Below are 16263 nucleotides of genomic sequence, written 5' to 3' on the forward strand. Positions count from 1 at the left end.
GACCATTGTTCGTGCTGAGGGCTGAGGGCTGAGCTCGAGACATACCGCAGGTGGGAACAACCGGGTATTGCCAGCACGTATGTGATTGTCGATACGCGGACGATATGTGCCGGCTCATAGCCTTGATTCATGCGTGTCCTGATCGTCGAGGACGAGCCCTACCTGGCCGAAGCCATCCGCGATGGCCTGCGCCTGGAAGCGATCGCGGCCGATATCGCCGGTGACGGTGACACCGTTCTGGAACTGCTCAGCATCAACACCTACGACCTCGGCGTCCTTGACCGCCGGCGCGCCCACAACAGGCCCTCTGCGCAAACGCCTCGGCAAACCCTGGGTCATCGCCACCATGCCGGGCGTCGGCTACCGCATCGACACAGCACCCGTCACAGGGCATGGGAGTACTGACCGTGGATAGGCAGCCCGGCTTGAGCGTCCGCCTCAAACTCACCCTCAGCTACGCCGGATTCCTCATGCTCGCGGGCGCCCTGCTGCTCGTCGCCGTGGGAGTGTTCCTCCTGCGACAGGGATGGTTGCAAACCAACGAATCGGGGGCGGTGCGAGTAACTCCGGGCACCCTCTTCGTGCGCGGTTTCGCCCCAACGGCAGCAACAGTACTGGTGTTCCTCCTGGTATTCGGCCTCCTGGGAGGATGGATCCTCGCCGGACGCATGCTCGCCCCGCTGGACCGAATCACCCACGCCACCCGCACGGCCGCGGCCGGATCGCTGTCCCACCGGATCCGTCTGCCGGGCCGCAAGGACGAGTTCCGTGAACTCGCCGACGCCTTCGACATGATGCTCGCGCAGCTCGAAGCTCACGTCGCGGAACAGCAGAGGTTCGCCGCCAACGCCTCGCACGAGCTGCGTACCCCGTTGGCGATCTCGAAGACGCTCATCGACGTCGCCCGCGCCGATCCGAACCAGGACACCGGCAAACTCGTCGACCGCCTCCACACCGTCAACACCCGGGCCATCGACCTCACCGAGGCACTGCTCCTGCTCAGCCGCGCCAACCAACGATCCTTCACCCGAGAACACGTCGACCTGTCCCTCGTCGCAGAGGAAGCAGCCGAAACGCTCCACCCGCTCGCGGAAAAGAACGGCGTCGCCCTCAAGACCAGTGGCGACATCTCCCCCACGAGCGGTTCGCCCGCGCTCCTGCTGCAGCTCACCACGAACCTCGTACACAACGCGATCGTCCACAACGTCGCGGAACAGGGCACCGTCTGGGTCCACACCGGCGTCCGCCCCGAAACCGTGGTGCTCACCGTCGAGAACACCGGCGAGAAGCTCACCCCACAACGGGCCTCGACACTCACCGAACCATTCCAGCGCGGCACCGAGCGTATCCACGCCGACCAGGCAGGCGTCGGTCTGGGCCTGGCCATCGTCAAGACCATCACCGAGGCACACGACGGAACACTGACGCTTACCCCACGCCCGGCCGGCGGACTCCGCGTCACCGTGGAGTTGCCCGCGGCATCAGGAGGGTGAGCCTCGAGCCACCAAGAGGAAACCAACCGGGGCCGCCCGACACCTCCCGAGCCATACAGGTGTCAGTAATGGATCTGCCGGACAAGGCGGTACCAGCGCAGGAGGACGCCCGTCGGCTGCTCGTCGAGCCACGCGCACGGTGACTTCCTGCCCGTATTCGAGCAGTTCCTTGGTTCCTCGGCCGGCCTGTCCCCGGCCACAGTGCCCCGGCTGAGCCCTCTCGTCCGAGCAGGTGCCGGCATCGAGCGCGGCAAGCTCCTCGAGCGTCCCCACGACGAGTCAGGAAATGACGCTCAAACCGCATGGGTTGCTGTCATCACTCGATCCAACGGGCAGCGGCTTCGTAGGTAGTGGCTGGGGTGCTGTTGAACGCGATGGCCGCATCGGGCGCGTGCCGCCGAACCAGGTTGACTACTCGCTCGAGGAGTTCAACTTGATCGTCTGAGTGCCGTAGGCCACCGCCGACGGTGACGCACTCCCACGGATGGGCTCGCAGCGCATTCCCGACGACCGCTTCCACGTCGTCACTTCCGTCTATGCCGAATAAGCAGGTCTCGACGCCCACACCGTGTTCGGCGAACTTGGCCAGTCCCGCCTCGATCGCCTTGGCTACCGGCTCGGGATCCCACGGCCCGGGCACCCGATACGGATCAACCCCGATGACAAGGACGCGGGGTGAAGCAGTGATGTCCATGTTCGGACGATACGCGCCGAACGACCCGCGAATCAGGAGGTGACGCCCAAGCCGCGTGACACCCCGACCCACGGGTCTTGAATATTCCGCGTCGTGCGGCTTCGGTGTTGGCGCTGGGTTCAGTTGCCTCGCGATGGCAGTGAGGCGTTCGGCCTCTGGCCGACCCAGGCCTTTGTCCAGGCAGCGAAGGCGTCCAGTGCTGCGGGGTAGTACTCGCGCAACACAGACCGGAGCCGGCTGGAGATCAGCTGCTGGTCCAGGTTACGTCCTGCTGGGCCACGGCCAGGACGGCTCGCCTGCGTCCTCGGCGACGATCTGCGCGCGGCGGCGCCCGGTGCCAACAGCCTGGAAACTGGCGTCAGCCTGCTCCGAGTGACGTCGCCGGTGGCCCCGCGCTCGCCGCCGTGATCGGCGCCGTCCGATGGAGCGGCACCACCGGAGAACGGCTGCGTGCCCGTCCCCGTTGCCTCGTCCGGAGCCTCGCGACGGCTGGCTGCCCACTCAATTCGTCGCACCGACACAAGGGCCGTGAACCAGGCCCGCGCCCGGATCCACTGCCGCACCGAACGCGCCGTCGCCACCCTCACGACCTGGCAAATCCTGACCGCGCTGCGTTGCAGCCCCTCCCGGACGACCGCAATGGCGCAGGCCGTCCTCGTTCACCTCGTTCTCCACCTCGTCGAAGACCCGGCCCGCCAAGGACGAGAAACGCTCAGCCATGCCGACCGACCCCAGTGATGAGTTTTCGCGCCCGCACCCGTCACACCTACGACGGGACACGACGAGGCGGAAGGATGCCGTGATGAGTGCGGACACATGGCTGGAGGAGTTGGGCGTGAGCGATCTGGGCAAGAGCGGGCTCGGCGAGGTCGACGAGCCGGCGTTCTCGGGGCTGGCGGAGCGGCACCGGCGGGAGCTGCATGTGCACTGCTACCGGATGCTCGGGTCGTTCGAGGACGCCGAGGACACCGTGCAGGAGACGTTCCTCCGTGCCTGGCGGCGGCGGGAGACCTTCGAAGGGCGGTCGACGTTCCGGGCCTGGCTGTACCGGATCGCCACCAACGCCTGCCTGGACCTCCTCGCCAAGTGCCGCCCGGAGCCTGCGACCGGCGGCGAGGTGCTGTGGCTGCAGCCCTACCCGGACCGGCTGCTCGACGAGCTGCCCGCCAACGACGCGGACGAGCCGGAGACCTTCGCCGTCGCGCGGGAGACGATCGAGCTGGCGTACCTGGTCGCAGTCCAGCACCTCGCGCCGCGCCCGAGGGCCGTGCTGATCCTGCGGGACGTGCTCGGCTGGCCGGCGAAGGACGTCGCGGAGCTCCTCGGGGACTCCGTCAACTCCGTGAACAGCGCGCTGCAGCGGGCCCGCGCCGGCATGCGGGAGCACCTGCCCGCCGAGCGGCAGGACTGGACCGGCGGCGAACTGGACGCCGGGACGCGCGAGCTGGTGCGCCGCTTCACCGACGCCAGCGTGGCCACGGACGTCGCCGGGCTCGCGACACTGCTGCGTGACGACGTCCGCTGCTCCATGCCGCCCACGCCGGGCCTGTACGTCGGCCGCGACGCGGTGGTGAACGACTGGGTCGAGAACGGCTTCGAGGGAATGAAGGGCCTGCGCGCCGTCCTCACCTCCGTGAACCGGCAGCCCGCCGTCGCCTTCTACCTCTGGCAAAAGCCGGAGGGCGCGTACCTGCCGCTGACGATCGACGTCCTGCGCGTCACCGGCGGGGCGATCACCGAGATCGTCACGTTCCACGACGACCAGTTCCCGCGGCTCGGGCTGCCGGAGCGCCTTCCGGCGGACGGCACGGAGTAGCCCCGGTGTGGACGCTCACTCTGCGCGGTGGCGCGCGTGTCGCGGTGGTCGCCGCGGAGTGGTACGACGCGTTCGGCGTCGTCACCCGCGGGCAGGTGCAGCTGGAGTTGCGCGACGGCGAGCCCGGGCCGGTCCTCGGGCGCGACGCCGGGTTCTGGCTCCGCGGCACCGGCGTCCGCGCCCTGCGGAACCCCGGCCGTCGCACTGCGAGGGTGCGCATCGTCACCCCCAGCGCCAGGACCGACACCTGCCAGTCGACACACCCCGTACGCCAGTTACCGGATGACGGAGGAACGACTTGACGCTCTCCTTCCTGAAGGACCCCGTTGCTGATCTCTCATTTCGAAGGGTGGGCGAGAAGTGCTACTGGCACCTCGATCGAACGCCGGCAAGGCCGCAGCGCTACTGGTGGCACTGCGCGCGACCCGCAACAATCACCGGCATGGACGCCCCTCACCCGGCAGGCCCCCCACCTGCTATCCAGCCAGATCCACTGCTCTATCCGGAAGTGGCCGCAGCCAACGGCAACTTGGGGGCAGCCCTTCGCAATGCCGCCGCCGACATGCATGTCGATCTCGGCACCGTCAGCGGCCCCGAGTCTCCGACAGACAGCTGGCGACTCATCGTCGCGAGCGTGGACGCGTCCCGCGGCTCGGTTGTAGTGACACTCGGCCAGCAGGAGCGGGTCTTCGACATCCGGATATGGTGGACCGGGGTCGGAGAAGCGGCCCGCGGCCGAACCGCCGAACTGCGGACCGTCGTCGACATCGCGCACTCATGGCAGGCAAGGGTCTCAGTCCGCGAACTGGGCGACAGGTGGCCGTTCCTCGAGATCGACGAACTCACCTTGGCTCACGAGCGAGGTGAGGCTGTTGCCTTCAAATGGCAGCTGGTACGAAACGCCCCGGATCAACTGATCGACCACGACATCGTCGAAGCGGCGTACGCGAACCCGGTACTGCGAAGCCTCTTTCCGTTGATCAGCCACGGAAGTCTGCAGTTCAGCCGCTGCACTCGCTCCCCATGGTCCTACGACGTCCCCAGCCTCTCTCCCCAGCTGGGAGGCGGCTGGAGGGCACTACGCGCCCACAAAGGTCGAGACATTCCGGATCGCCACGCTCAAACTCCCGAGGAGGCCGTCGCGTTCGTGGTCGAGGGTCTTCCCGACGGCTGCGGCCCGGCAGTGGAAGGCCCTGCGGATCTGCTTCTCCAATAGCAGGAGGGGCCACCGAGGTCTTCTCAACGAAATGATCTCGTGAGGTGACTCGCCCCAGGGGATCTCGCGAGCCGCGATGAATCCTGAGGCGTCCGGCGGTCGTACTGCCGAGCCCGTCACCGAGGAGGACCTCTGATGCGCGGCGTGGTCTATTCGATGAGCGTCTCGCTGGACGGCTACATCGTCGGGCCGGACGGCGGCTTCGACTGGACGGCGCCCGACGAGGAGGTCCTTCGCTTCGCCACCGACGAGGTGCGAGAGGTCGGGGTCCACCTGTTGGGAATAGCCGAGCCGGGGGACGGCAGCATCGCGATCGGCGGCGCGACTCTCGCCGCGGAGGCGGCCGCGTTGGGCCTGATCGACGAGTACCGGGCCAGGGTCTACCCGGTGCTGGTCGGCGGCGGCATTCCGTTCTTCCCCCAACACTAGCGCCGGGTGGATCTCGAACTCGTCGAAACCCGTGCCTTCCGCTCGAGAGTCGTCTACCTCCGCCACCGCATGGCGCGTTAGCCGGCTGCTCTCCGGGTCCTGGGAAGAACGGGCCGCCAGTCACGTTCTCGCGGCGCACGGTGAGGAAGGCCGACTTGGCGCTCAATGCGGCCGGCCGTGCCCCGGCCGCGGTTACGCGCTGGGCGGCGAGCACTCGATGCCGGAGACCGTCGTGGCTGCCGAGGACGCCTGGCCGGATGCGGAAGCGGAGCGCTCGTCGAGCCCACGGGCGGTGTGGATCCGCAGCAGCCCATCGATGCCGCGCTGCAAGGTCTCACCGGTCAGGACGCGGTCGCCGAGGTAGCCGGCGCTCATCGCGCCGTCGCGGAGCATGACGAAGTGCCGCCCGGCGTGCTCGGCCTGTGCGGTCGCGATCTCGGTGAATAGTCCGGTGATCGTCTGCAGGAACCACTCGCGGTGTTGCACGACGGCACGATGGACCGGGTTGTCGGGATCGGGGAATTCCGCTGCCGCGTTGAGGAAGGCGCATCCGCGGTAACCGGGCGAGCGGATCTGCTCGACCAGGGACGCACCGATGCCCCGCAGGATGCCGTCGGTCGGCACGTCCGCAGCCGTCAGGGAGTCGATCTGATTGCGGATCGCCTGGTCGACGCTTCCGATGTAGGCGACGGCAAGGTCTTCTTTGCTGCGGAAGTGGCGGTAGAAGGTGGCGTTGGTGACCTTCGCCTCGGCGACCAGACGGTCGACGCCCACCGTGTGGATGCCCTCCGCGTAGAAGAGCTGCCCGGCGGTCCTCAGGAGCCGCTCCCGGGCCTCGGAGACCCGCCTGCCGGTGCCTGTGCCAGCTTCCGTCTTCGTCATATCACCCATCGTAGCGGGTAGAACGCTCTCTCTTGTTTTCGCGGGAGGAACGTGCCACGCTGCGGACAAGAGAGAGCGTTCTCTCTATCTCTACTTCGCACCCACTGGAGAACCCAATGGCATCCACCGCGACCACCGAGCGCGTCGGCGCCCCGCCCGCCCTGCGCCGGCTGTACGTCATCCGCTTCGTCTTCGCCGCCGCGTGGGCGGTGCTGCTCCTGCTGGTGTCCGGCTCGGAATCGGACCTCACCGTCGGAGCCAAACTGCTGCTGTTCCTCTATCCCGCCTTCGACGTGGTCGCGGCCGTGACCGATGCCAGGTCGGCGCGCACCGACGGGCCGATCAAGGGCCTGTACGCCAACATCGCCGTCAGTTCGCTCGCCGCCGTCGGCATCGCGGTCGCCAGCGCCTCGGGCGTCGCCGACGTGCTGCGCGTCTGGGGCACGTGGGCAGTCGTCTCCGGGCTGGTCCAGCTCCTCGTGGGCGTCGCGCGCCGGCCGATGGGCGGCCAGTGGGCCATGATTGTCAGCGGCGGCATCTCGGTACTTGCCGGCACGACCTTCATCCGAAGCGCCTCACAGGACGACCCCTCGCTGACCACCCTCGCCGGCTACGCCACGCTCGGAGGGATCTTCTTCCTCGTCTCGGCGTTCCGCCTGTCCCGCTCGCCCCGCAGGGACTGAGGCCGGCGATCTGGTACATGGACGGGACCGCGGCACCACCCGCGACGTGTCCTGGCGCCTCAGTCCCACCCAGCCGCAGATCACCCAGAGCTGAGTGATCTGCGGCTACGCCGACGGCCTCGTGGACTGGGCCCGCGACCGCTTCAGGCTGAGCCTGCGCATCGTCTCCCAGCCCAAGAGCGTCAGGGGTTTCGTCGATTTGCCTCGCCGTTGGAAATCGGCATCACTCCGACGTCTTCAGCACGCCATTCCTCTTCGAGAATGCTGAACGTCAGGGAGTCCCGCCAGCCGTCCCGTATCCAGGCCGTGTGCCGAAGGTGCCCCTCGTACGTCATGCCGAGCTTGGCCAGCACTCGGGCGGAGCCGAGATTTCGCGGGTCACAGGTGGCGAAGATTCGATGAAGCCCCAACTGGCCGAAGCCGCGAGAGAGAAGCTGGCGCCCGATTCCAGTGCGCAGCCTCCGCAGGCGCAACGCCATCGGTGTCGCCCTGATCGTGATCGATGTGCTCGGTGTGGTGTTCGCGGCGTCCAGCGTCGAGCAGGGCCGCAACTTCGTCCTCTTCCCGTCCGCCCTGCTGCTCATCGGCATCATCGTGGTGACCCCGGCGCTCTCCGGCCCGGCCATCGCCCTGGCCGCGCCCCTCCTGCGCCGCTTCGGTGTCCCGGGCACGCTGGCCCCCCGCAACGCCCGGCGCAATCCCCGGCGCACCGCCTCCACGGCCTCGGCCCTGATGATCGGGCTGTCCATGGTCACCGGCCTCACGGTGGTCGCGGTGTCCGCCACGACATCGCTGAACCAGCGGGCCGAGAACACCGTCACGGCCGACTTCGAGATCACGTCGAGGAGAGGCGACTCCCTGCCACCGTCGGTCCATGACACCCTGGCGAAGTCCACGGCCGTGACCTCCTCGAGCCCGCAGCGCCAGGGCGCCGTCAGGATCGGCGGCGACGAGGTGAACCTGACCGGTGTGGACGCCCGGAGCATCGGCGACCTCCTCGACCCGAGCTTCGCATCGGGGTCGCTCGCGGCACTGGACGCGGGCGGCGGAGAGAACCTGCTGATCGACACCTCCACGGCCGACCTCTACGGATGGACCATGGGCCAGCGGGTTCCGGTGGTCTACGGCGACGGCAGCCGGGACACCCTGCGGATCGGCGGCATCTACCGCAACGACGAATTCCTCCCGGCCACCATGATGCCTTTCGCCACCCTCCAGCCCCATCTGAAGGAGATCGAGGACACCTCGGTCCTGGTGCACACCAAGGACGGCGACGGCGAGACGGTACGGCGGTCCCTGCAGCGCGCCCTCGACCAGAACCCCCTCCTCCGGCTGCGGAACACCGACGACCTGGCCGAGTCCGCCGGTGGCGGGGACATCACCCTGCTCCTCAACATGCTGTACGGGCTGCTGGCCATGGCCGTGGTGATCGCCGTCCTGGGAGTCGTCAACACCCTCGCGATGTCCGTGTTCGAGCGCACCCGTGAGATCGGGATGCTGCGCGCGGTGGGGCTCCAGCCCGAGCAGACCAGGCGGATGATCCACCTGGAGTCCGTCCTCATCTCGCTGTTCGGGGCCCTTCTGGGCATCGGCTCGGGCATCTTCCTCGGCTGGGCCGCGGGCAGGATCGCCTCCGACAGCATCCAGGGGTACGAGATGGTCATCCCCTGGGGCCGCATCGCCGTGGCCCTCGCGGGCGCCGCACTCGTCGGCGTGGTGGCGGGACTCTGGCCCGCCCGCCGGGCGGCCCGGCTGAACGTCCTCACCGCCCTCAAGACGGACTGAGGCGCGCGCGGGACGGCTTGGTACCCGTGCGGCTAAGTGGGCCGTTGGCCTGCACGGCAAGACCGCGACGCCGGGTACTACTTGTCCGTCCGTTGGATGCCGTCGGGGCTCTCGCCGGCGTGGACGCCGTGGCGGATGACGCGCGTCGGAATCGTGACGCGGCGGGGGGCCGGCTGATCCGTGTCCTTGTGACCGAGCCGGTCGATGAGCAGGCGTGCGGCTTCGCGGCCGATCTCGTCGGCATCGTAGGAGACGAGCGTCAACGGCAGGCCGAGGATGTCGGAGAGGTCGAAGTCGTCGAATCCTGCCACGGGCAGGGTGACGCCTGACTTGTGGAGGGCTCGGATGGTGCCCTGGCTGATGCGGTTGTTGGTGCAGAACAGCGCTGTGGCGGCCTCGGGTTGGGCGAGCAGTTCGAGAGTCGCCGCTTCGGCTGTCGCGGCGTCGACGAGGCCCTGGCGGATGAGCGCGTTGTCCGGCTGGATGCCGGCCTCGTCGTGCGCCGCCCAGAACCCGCGCAGGCGTTCGGCCCCGGTGTAGAGCGAGGGCGGATTGCCGAGGAAGGCGATGCGGGTGTGTCCCTCGGCCAGGAGGCAGGCGGTGGCCTCGCGGGCCCCGTGGAAGTCCTCGACCAGCACACAGTCGGTGTCGAGTCCGGCTGGTGGCCGTGCGGCGAGTACGACCGGTACGTGCCGCATGGCGGCGGCCAGGTGCTGCTGCCGGCTTCCGGCGGGGACGACGATGAGCCCTTCGACCTGGTGGTCGATGAGGCCGTCGATGAGGCCGGGTTCCCGTTCGACCTGCTCGGCGGAGTTGCTGAGCAGCATCCGGAAGCCGTACTCGGTGGCGACTTCCTGAACGCCGAGCGCGAGACGTGAGTAGAACGGATTGGCGAGGTTGGTGACGACGAGACCGATCATCCCGCTGCCGCCCAGGCGCAGGCTGCGCGCGGTCTCGTTGCGCCGGTATCCGAGTCGGTCCACCGCGGCGAAGACCCGCTCGCGGGTCGCTTCGGACACGCCGGGATCGTTCTTGAGTACGCGGGAGACGGTCATGGCACTGACCTGTGCCAGCTTCCCGACGTCATGCATGGTCGGCCCGCCGCCTCGACGAGCGGTCATGCCCGTTCCCCCTTCTCCAGCGGCCTGGGACGGCGACCTTGCACTGGCCTCGGGCCGGTTCTCATGAAGCGCTCGCTGCGTCGTGTACCCAGTGGGCGGCCCCGATCAGCGGTGCCTCCTCGGGCTGCCGGGCCGGCAGAACTCGTACAGCCGCGCTGCCGGTTCGAGCCGACCCCTGGGTGAACGCGGGATGGATCAAGTTCCACGACTGGGCCATGGAGCCGCCGACGACCACCGCGGTGGCCTCGAAGCGGTCGATCCACGGAGCCAGGGCCCGGCCGAGGGCGTCGAAAGCGTAGCGGAATGTCTCCGAGGCGGCGGGGTCGCCCTGCTCGGCGAGCGCGGCGATCTCGTGGACGTCCGGGAGGGCGGGTTCCTCCGGAGGGGCGAGCTGGTTCAGGGGAGCCGCGAGCCTGGCGTAGTGGAGGCGGATGGCACGGCGCGAGACCGTTTCCTCCAGCGGCGCGCCGTCGATGCGCAACCGGTGCACATGGCCGCCGGGCGGCACCTCGGGATCGTCGTGCACGGGCAGGCCGCTACGCAGGAAGGAGGAGCCGATGCCCGTGCCCAGCGTCAGGCACACCGCACGGTCGTGTCCTTCGGCCGCGCCGGCCCTGTACTCGCCGAGGGCGAACGCGTCGGCGTCGTTGAGGAAACACAGCCGCCCGGCCCGGTCCGCCAGCCGCTTACGCAGTCCGGCAGCCACGTCCACGCCGGACAAGGACTCGAACTTCCCGATACCCGCGAAACGGCCTATCCCGGTGTCGTAGTCGAAGGGGCCCGGCATCGCCACGCCCCAGGACGAGCTGTGACCGGTCGGCAGTTGCAGGGCTGCCAGGGCGATGGCGTCCAGGATGCCGTCGGCGTCCGCATGCGCGCCAAGAGGCTTGCGGGTCACGGAGGACGGGACCGGGTGGCTGGTCACGGGGTCGACGAGCGCTGCGGTGACGTGCGTACCACCGACGTCCAGGACGGGGACCGGCGCGGTGACCCGCCTCGCGGAGACCCGGGTCACGGCTCGACCACCAGCGCCTTCACGATCCGCACCTCGTCGTCGCCCACGGGGTGAACCTTATAGGGGCCTACCGCGGCGGGGATCGTGATGGTCTCCGCGAAGGCCAGGAAGTGGGTGCGTCCGTCACGGGTCTCGATGACGGCGCCCTGGCCCGCGGCGACGTTGAGGATGTGGAAGCGCCCCGCGGTGTCGTCGGGGATGCCGGCCTGCGGGCTCACGACCAGACGGTGCACCGCGTAGAACATCTCGGGCAGCGCGCCGATGACCTCCTCGCGCCAGCCCTCGCCGGCCCGCAGGGTACGGGGCTGCTGGATCAGGTCCTTGACCACGTCCTCCCCCCGCCGGGCCGTGTCCAGGTTGGCGAAGCCGTGCTCGTAGGGCAGCGGCCGGGACGCGCCGGCGGCGTCCTTGCGCAGCCAGTCGTACAGGCGCAGGGAGTACAGGTACGGGGTCGCGCTCACCTCCAGCACCAGATTGCCCGCACCGGAGGCGTGCGGGGTGCCCGCGGGAATCATGAACAGCTGGCCCTCTGTCGCCGGGTGCGTCTGTATGTGGTCCTGGACGGGCATCGGGGTGCCGTCGGTGATGGCCTGCTCAACCTGGCTGTGCATGACGCCAGGATCCGCGTCCTCGGTGAGTCCGAGCAGCACCTGGGCGCCCTTTTCGCTCGCCGTGACGTAGTACGTCTCGTGCTGGGTGTACGGCCAGCCGAACACCTCTCGCATGTACCGCTCCCGCGGGTGGAGGTGCAGGGAGAGGTTGCCGCCGCCCATCGTGTCGAGGTAGTCGAAGCGGATCGGGAAGGAGGTGCCGAAACGGCGGTGCACTTCCTCACCGAGCATGTCCTGGGGATGCTCGACGCACAGCAGCTGGAACGGGACCTCGACCTGTGCGCCGCCCTTCTCACCGACGAGGACTCCCGCCTCGGGAGCGATCAGTTCGTAGCCGAGGGCGGTGTTTCCGGCCTGAGGGGTGAAGCCCAGTTCGCTCGCCGCCCACTGGCCGCCCCACGGGGTGGAGTTGAAGTACGGGCGGGTACGGACAGGTCCGTGGGCCAGGTGTTCCAGAGTGCCGCGCAGCGCCGCTCCGTCCAGAGAGGCGGGAGCCGCTGGGTCCTGCATGTCGATCCACCGGTCGACCCGGCCGACGAGCATGTCGCGGTGGCGGTCCAGCACGGGCCAGTCGGTGTAGAACAGGCGCACCAGATCGCCCGGCTCATCGGGGCGCCCCAGGTTGGCGCCGACGGGCAGCTCACCCTTGGCGACGGCTGATTCGGCGTACCGCTTGGGCAGGTCCGCGTACCAGAGCACGTCAGGTTCGCACAGTGCCGCGCCCGGCCCGAACACCAGCAGCACGCCGTCGTCCGCGGGCCTTTGCGGCCGGGGTACGGCGTCGAAGAGGTCCGCGGCCCGCGCCTGCGACAGCGGGGTGAAGAAGTGGTCGCCGGCAGGGTGGGGCCGGGCGGCGATCCGTTCGGACGCCGAGGGCGCGTGGTGACTGCGTACGTCCAGCAGCCTCGTCTCCCGCCCGCTCAGGCGCACAGCCGTCGAGAGGTCGTCAGCGAGTGCGCCCCAGTCCTGCGCGGCAGGACCGTCCACGGCCAGGACGAGCGGGCCCTGCGGCAACGCGGTGACCGCGGCCGACCACCCTACGGTCACCTGACCGTCGACCGGTTCGTAACTGGGGTGGGGGTCGTACGAACGAGACGCGGACTGCACATCGGCTCCTCAGTAGGTCCATCGACGAGTTAACGATAACAACGCTTGCCCAACAGAGTCCATCCTCGCTCCGCGGCCGCCCCAATCGCTATGCAACTTCTCTACCTGGCCTTTCATTGACCTTGCGGCTTACATCTTCTCCTTCCACACAACAGACCCTTGCCACTGCCGGAATGTTGTCGTTAACTTCCACGCAACACCCACTCGGTGGCTCCGAGGGTTTCCGGACTCGCGTGTGCCCTGTGGTTCACATCCGGCCATGCAGATGGCTCGCTCCTGTGGTGAAGGTGATCAATGTCAGCATCGGGCAGGACCCGAAGTGCGGCCGTGCCGCTCGCCCGGCGCCGTTTCCTTGCCGGGACGGCCGCGGGAGCGGCCATGCTCGCGGCGGGAGGGTGCGCTCGCGGAGACAGCACGTCGGCACAGCCGGGGACCACGAGCATCTCCAACGACAACGCCACCTGGGACGACGGCTACCGTGCGGCCGGGCTTGAGCTGAAGAAGATCACCGGTTACGCGCTGCGGCCGTTGTCGAACCCTTCCGTGACCTCGTACCAGCAGGTCGTACAGATGACGCTGCAGACGTCGAAGGCCACCGACCTGGTCAAGTGGGCCTCGGGTTACCAGCTCAAGCGCCTCGCCCGGGCCGGCGGCCTCACTGACCTGTCGGGCGTCTGGCGAAAGTACGTGGCCAAGGGATGGGTGCGTGGCGCCTCACGGGACGCGGTGTCCTACCGCGGGAAGGTCTACGGCATCCCGCTGTACGAGTCGTACTACGTGCTGTTCTACAGCAAGCCGGTGTTCAAGAAGCTGGGGCTGTCCGAGCCGCGGAGCTGGGACGAGCTGCTGCACTGCGCCGAGGTCCTCAAGCGCAACAAGATCACGCCGTTCCTGGCCAGTCAGACGGGTGGCTGGCCCGCGATCGAGTGGTTCCAGGAGCTGGTCACCAAGGTCGACCCGCGCTTCTACCAGAAGCTGGTGGCGGGCGAGGCCTCCTACACCGACGCCCCGGCCCGCCGGGCGATGGACATCTGGCACGACTTCACACGCAAGGGCTGGATGACCGCGCCCGACTTCGACCAGGCGCGCGGTCCCGGCGCACTCAAGGCCGGGACGGTCGGCATGTTCCTGCACGGCACCTGGCAGGCACAGGGAATGACCGCCGCGGGCATGAAGCCGGGTGTCGACTATGGAGCGTTCATCCTGCCCACGGTGCGGCCCGCCACGCCGAAGAGCGTGATCGCCGAGTCGGGAGTCTTCACGGTGCCTGCCCGGGCCTCCTCGCACGAGGCCGCCATGGCGAACGTCGGAACCTGGCTCGCCCCGCCCGTCCAGCGCGTGTGGAGCGACTTCCTGCAGGACAGCAGCGCCAACCCGACCGTGCGATCGGACAACCCGGTCGTGGCCGAGCTGCAACGCGACGTCGCGAAAGAGCGCCGGATCCCGCTGATCCGCTACTGGGAGGCCAGCCCGCCGAGCCTCATCCAGGGCAACACCAACGACCTGGGCGGGTTCATGGCCGGACAGACCTCTCCGACGACCACGCTGCGCCGGATGCAGGAACGCGCACAAGACGAATGGGCAGCCTGGAGGCGCGACGAGGCATGAGTACTTCCACGACCGACCGACCCGCCACCGGCGGCGGCAGGCGGACACCGCCCATCGGCGCGGAGCCGGGTCCCGAGGTGCGGCACGTGTGGATCCGCAGGCGCGAGCGCTTGACGGCCGGGGGGTTCATGGCGCCGGCCGTACTCCTGGTCGCGCTGTTCCTGCTCGCCCCGTTCGTGTGGACCATCCACCGCAGCTTCTTCGCCGACACCCGGACCTCGGCCTTCAGCTGGTTCGACAACTACACCCGGTTCGCCTCCGACCCGGCATTGACCCGCTCCATCCAGAACACGCTGATGTGGGTTGTGGGCACGGTCGTGCTCCCCTTCGTACTCGGGCTCGCCATCGCCTGCATGACCGACGCCACCCGCTTCTCACGCCTCGCCCGACTGTGCGTCGTTCTTCCCTACGCGCTGTCGGGTTCCGCGGTGGCTGTGGTCTGGAACTTCATGCTCACCACCGACGGCGCCGTCAACCAGGTGCTGACCACACTGGGGCTGGACTCGTTCGCCCAGGGATGGCTGCTGACCTGGCCGGGCAACACCCTCGTGATGATCATCGCCAACGCCTGGCAGGCGACCGGCGTGGCCGTCATCCTCTTCCTGGTCGGACTGCAGTCCATCCCACCGGAGACCTTGGAGGCCGGCTCCCTGGACGGGGCGGGGAGCTGGCAGCAGTTCCGCCACATCGTCCTGCCCCAGCTCCGGCCCGTGTCCATCATCGTGATCGGCATGAGCCTGGTGAACGGCCTCAAGTCGTTCGACCTGATCTGGGTGCTCACCCAGGGAGGCCCGGGACGGGCCACGGAGACCCTCGCGGTGTCCATGTACAACGAGACCTTCCTGGAACTGCGGCCCGGCGCGGGAGCGGCGATCGCCGTCGTCCTCACCATGATCGTCCTGGCGGCTTCCTGGCTCTACCTGCGCCGACAGCTCGACGTGAAAGGCGAATGACCATGTCCCTGGGCCGAGTTCTACGCACCGTCACCGTCGCGGTGCTCGCCCTGCTGTGGTTGGTTCCGACCTGGCTCCTGGTGGTCAACGCCCTGGTGCCGGCCGAAAGCTACTCGGGCAGCCCGCACTGGCTCCCGACGGACTTCGGACTGTTCGACAACATGTCCCAGGCCTGGGACAAGGCCAACCTCGGTCCGGCGTTCGGCAACAGTCTGCTGTACTCCGTCGTCAGCGCGCTGGCCGCCGCCGTACTGGCCGCGGGTGCCGCCTTCGCCACGATCATCATGCCCGTGAAACGCCGGACGCTGTGGTTCTGGATGATCTACTCCGGCACGCTGCTGCCCCTGCAGGTCTTCATCCGCCCGCTGTTCCTGTCGTACGCGCAGTCGTCGCTGTACGACACCCAGATCGGACTCGTCCTGATCTACACCGCGATCGCCATCCCCTTCGCCTTCTTCGTCATGCGCAACTACGCCCTCACCCTGCCGCGGGAGGTCGTGGAGGCCGCGCGCATGGACGGTGCGTCATGGTGGCGGCTGTTCTGGCAGATCCACGTACCGCTGACCAGGTCCGCCATGATCGCCGTGTTCGTGTTCCAGTTCGTGGCCGTGTGGAACGACCTGATGTTCGGCATCACGCTGGCCACGAGCCGCAACATCCGGCCGATCATGGCCGCGCTCGCCGACCTGCAGGGCAACTACTCCAACGTCGGCCCGCCGGTCGTGCTGGCCGGCGCGCTCCTCGTCTCCCTGCCGACCCTGGTGCTGTTCTTCTCCGCCCAGCGCTTCTTCATCAGCAGTCTCAAGATCCACCGCTGACCCCCGCACGCCTCCTCCTTCCTCCTCTTCGC

At 68.5% G+C, this 16263-nt stretch carries 16 protein-coding genes and 2 pseudogenes; 11 read left to right on the forward strand and 7 right to left on the reverse strand.

Annotation, left to right across the window (positions count from 1 at the left end):
• Window positions 1-129: 129 nt before the first annotated feature.
• Both OG718_RS54380 and OG718_RS05780 read left to right on the forward strand, forming a co-directional pair.
• Window positions 130-285 (forward strand): annotated as a pseudogene (locus tag OG718_RS54380) (response regulator transcription factor); the annotation flags it as partial.
• 122 nt (window positions 286-407) lie between these two features.
• Window positions 408-1493, forward strand: a complete 1086-nt coding sequence (locus OG718_RS05780) for a sensor histidine kinase (RefSeq protein WP_328843476.1) — start codon at window positions 408-410, stop codon at window positions 1491-1493.
• Between the two features lie 316 nt (window positions 1494-1809).
• Here OG718_RS05780 and OG718_RS05785 read toward each other — a convergent pair whose 3' ends face one another.
• Entirely contained in the window at window positions 1810-2187 is a 378-nt protein-coding gene (locus OG718_RS05785; RefSeq protein ID WP_328843477.1) for a hypothetical protein, read from the reverse strand.
• Window positions 2188-2688: 501 nt separating this feature from the next.
• Window positions 2689-2907 (reverse strand): hypothetical protein, encoded by a 219-nt coding sequence (locus OG718_RS54385; protein WP_443054912.1) that lies wholly within the window; start codon window positions 2905-2907, stop codon window positions 2689-2691.
• Window positions 2908-2989: 82 nt separating this feature from the next.
• Between OG718_RS54385 and OG718_RS05795 the strand changes: the two genes are divergently transcribed.
• The 4 genes and pseudogenes from OG718_RS05795 (at window position 2990) to OG718_RS05810 (ending at window position 5729) form a co-directional block, all read left to right on the forward strand.
• Complete coding sequence (locus OG718_RS05795) at window positions 2990-4003, forward strand: RNA polymerase subunit sigma-70 (RefSeq protein ID WP_328843478.1); 1014 nt, start codon at window positions 2990-2992, stop codon at window positions 4001-4003.
• A 5-nt stretch (window positions 4004-4008) separates the two neighbouring features.
• The gene (locus OG718_RS05800) at window positions 4009-4305 is read left to right on the forward strand and encodes a hypothetical protein (protein WP_328843479.1); all 297 of its coding nucleotides are present in this window, start codon (window positions 4009-4011) and stop codon (window positions 4303-4305) included.
• Window positions 4302-5219, forward strand: a complete 918-nt coding sequence (locus tag OG718_RS05805) for a DUF6193 family natural product biosynthesis protein (RefSeq protein WP_143643862.1) — start codon at window positions 4302-4304, stop codon at window positions 5217-5219. Before OG718_RS05800 ends, OG718_RS05805 begins: the two co-directional genes overlap by 4 nt.
• A 135-nt stretch (window positions 5220-5354) precedes the next feature.
• Window positions 5355-5729: pseudogene (locus tag OG718_RS05810) on the forward strand (dihydrofolate reductase family protein).
• 111 nt (window positions 5730-5840) lie between these two features.
• On the opposite strand, the gene OG718_RS05815 reads toward OG718_RS05810, so the two are convergent.
• Window positions 5841-6539, reverse strand: coding sequence for a TetR/AcrR family transcriptional regulator (locus tag OG718_RS05815; protein ID WP_328843480.1), 699 nt, complete (start codon window positions 6537-6539; stop codon window positions 5841-5843).
• Window positions 6540-6646: 107 nt separating this feature from the next.
• Here OG718_RS05815 and OG718_RS05820 point away from each other — a divergent pair, with 107 nt between their 5' ends.
• On the forward strand, window positions 6647-7213 hold the full coding sequence (locus tag OG718_RS05820; RefSeq protein WP_143643860.1) for a hypothetical protein: 567 nt from the start codon (window positions 6647-6649) through the stop codon (window positions 7211-7213).
• Between the two features lie 182 nt (window positions 7214-7395).
• Here OG718_RS05820 and OG718_RS05825 read toward each other — a convergent pair whose 3' ends face one another.
• Entirely contained in the window at window positions 7396-7692 is a 297-nt protein-coding gene (locus OG718_RS05825) for a GNAT family N-acetyltransferase (protein ID WP_328843481.1), read from the reverse strand.
• Here OG718_RS05825 and OG718_RS05830 point away from each other — a divergent pair.
• A complete protein-coding gene (locus tag OG718_RS05830; RefSeq protein WP_328843482.1) occupies window positions 7664-8998 on the forward strand; it encodes an ABC transporter permease in 1335 nt (444 codons plus the stop codon). The genes OG718_RS05825 and OG718_RS05830 overlap by 29 nt on opposite strands.
• Before the next feature lie 77 nt (window positions 8999-9075).
• Here the strand turns inward: OG718_RS05830 and OG718_RS05835 are convergent, their stop codons facing one another.
• From OG718_RS05835 to OG718_RS05845, 3 genes are all read right to left on the reverse strand, one after another.
• Window positions 9076-10119, reverse strand: a complete 1044-nt coding sequence (locus OG718_RS05835; RefSeq protein WP_328843483.1) for a LacI family DNA-binding transcriptional regulator — start codon at window positions 10117-10119, stop codon at window positions 9076-9078.
• Window positions 10120-10180: 61 nt separating this feature from the next.
• Window positions 10181-11134: an ROK family protein gene (locus OG718_RS05840; RefSeq protein ID WP_328843484.1), complete on the reverse strand. Its 954-nt coding sequence runs from the start codon at window positions 11132-11134 to the stop codon at window positions 10181-10183.
• Entirely contained in the window at window positions 11131-12852 is a 1722-nt protein-coding gene (locus tag OG718_RS05845; protein ID WP_443054914.1) for a class I mannose-6-phosphate isomerase, read from the reverse strand. The genes OG718_RS05840 and OG718_RS05845 overlap by 4 nt, the downstream gene beginning before the upstream one ends.
• A 294-nt stretch (window positions 12853-13146) precedes the next feature.
• Between OG718_RS05845 and OG718_RS05850 the strand changes: the two genes are divergently transcribed.
• From OG718_RS05850 to OG718_RS05860, 3 genes are read left to right on the forward strand one after another with little or no spacing between them, the layout of a single operon-like run.
• Window positions 13147-14460 (forward strand): ABC transporter substrate-binding protein, encoded by a 1314-nt coding sequence (locus tag OG718_RS05850; protein WP_143643857.1) that lies wholly within the window; start codon window positions 13147-13149, stop codon window positions 14458-14460.
• Window positions 14457-15413: a carbohydrate ABC transporter permease gene (locus tag OG718_RS05855; RefSeq protein WP_143643856.1), complete on the forward strand. Its 957-nt coding sequence runs from the start codon at window positions 14457-14459 to the stop codon at window positions 15411-15413. Before OG718_RS05850 ends, OG718_RS05855 begins: the two co-directional genes overlap by 4 nt.
• A complete protein-coding gene (locus OG718_RS05860; protein WP_143643855.1) occupies window positions 15410-16231 on the forward strand; it encodes a carbohydrate ABC transporter permease in 822 nt (273 codons plus the stop codon). Before OG718_RS05855 ends, OG718_RS05860 begins: the two co-directional genes overlap by 4 nt.
• The last annotated feature ends 32 nt before the right edge of the window (window positions 16232-16263 follow it).

This window comes from Streptomyces sp. NBC_00258 (assembly GCF_036182465.1).
GTDB lineage: Bacteria > Actinomycetota > Actinomycetes > Streptomycetales > Streptomycetaceae > Streptomyces.